1 protein-coding gene is annotated in these 1,387 nt (G+C 67.8%); it reads left to right on the forward strand.

Going from position 1 to position 1,387, the window contains the following annotated elements; all coding sequences use genetic code 11:
• Positions 1-143 precede the first annotated feature (143 nt).
• Positions 144-1,364: an IS110 family RNA-guided transposase gene (locus LY13_RS25455; RefSeq protein WP_253831100.1), complete on the forward strand. Its 1,221-nt coding sequence runs from the start codon at positions 144-146 to the stop codon at positions 1,362-1,364.
• Positions 1,365-1,387 lie beyond the last annotated feature (23 nt).

Consider the following 1,387-nt stretch of genomic DNA (forward strand, 5'->3'; position numbering starts at 1 on the left):
GGGGGGTGGTGTCACCGGGCTTGGTGCATCGCTGGATCGCTAATAGGGACACGGCCGCACGGTGTGAGGTCTCGTCGTAACGTGGATGCCGACCACCGGTGCGTGACTGGTGACCAGGACCGACGCGGCGAAAGGCCTGGTAGATGGACCGCGATCATGACTACGGTGTGTTCCTCGGGCTCGATGTCGGCAAGGGTGAACACCACGCGATCGGGCTGGCCCCGGACGGCACACGGCTGCACGATGCGGCGTTGCCGAACAGCGAGCCCCGGCTGCGGGAGGTGTTCGACCGGCTCGCCAGCCACGGACGCATCCTGGTCGTGGTGGACCAGCCGGCCACGATCGGGGCGCTGCCGGTGACCGTGGCCAGGGCCTGCGGGCACGAGGTGGCTTACCTGCCCGGCCTGGCGATGCGGCGTATTGCCGACCTGTATCCGGGAAACGCGAAGACCGATGCCCGCGACGCACTGGTCATCGCCGATGCCGCCCGCACCCTGCCGCACACTCTGCGGGCGGTCGATATCGGTGATGAGACCTTGGCCGAGCTGGAGGTGCTGGTCGGCTACGACGACGACCTCGCTGGCGAGGCAACCCGGATCAGCAACCGCATCCGCGGCCTGCTCACCGGTATCCACCCAGCCCTGGAACGCGCCATTGGTGGAAAGATCACCCACCGGGCGGTGCTGGAGATTCTCACGCAGTGCGGCGGCCCGGCCGGCATCCGTGCTGCCGGGGCCGACACGGTCGCCGCCATTGCTGCCGAGCACGCCCCGCGCATGCACAGCAAGCTTGTCGAGGCCATTCAGGCCGCGTTGGACGAGCAGAGCGTGACCGTGCCCGGCAGCACAGCCGCCGAGACGGTGCTGCCGCAGCTGGCCGAGAGCCTGAAAACCGTGCTGTCCCAACGCACAACCCTGGCCAGCCAGGTGGAGGAGTTACTTGATGCGCACCCTCTTGCCCGGGTCCTGACCTCCATGCCCGGCATTGGGGTCAGGACCGCCGCCCGCATCCTGCTCGAGATCGGCGACGCCTCCCATTTCGCCAGCGCAGCCCACCTGGCCGCCTACGCCGGCATCGCCCCCGTCACCCACAAATCCGGATCGTCGATCAAGGGCGAACACCCGACACGGGCGGGCAATCGCAAGCTCAAACGGGCGTTCTTCCTCGCCGCCTTCGCTTCTCTGACGGACCCGGTCAGTCGGACCTACTACGACAAGAAACGTGCCGAAGGCAAGAAACACAACGCCGCCCTCATCTGCCTCGCCCGACGCCGCTGCGACGTCCTACACGCCATGCTCCGCAACGGCACCCACTACCAACCACCCCAGACCACACCGAGCGAAAACCTCCCCGCAGCCGCTTGACGTCCCCCATAGGGACACCCCCC

Origin of the sequence: Prauserella aidingensis, assembly GCF_024171865.1 — a bacterium.
Lineage (GTDB): Bacteria > Actinomycetota > Actinomycetes > Mycobacteriales > Pseudonocardiaceae > Prauserella > Prauserella aidingensis.

Bases quoted from the DNA above. Each gene is read 5' to 3' on its own strand.
- LY13_RS25455 (WP_253831100.1), top strand. From the start codon at position 144: ATGGACCGCGATCATGACTACGGTGTGTTCCTCGGGCTCGATGTCGGC.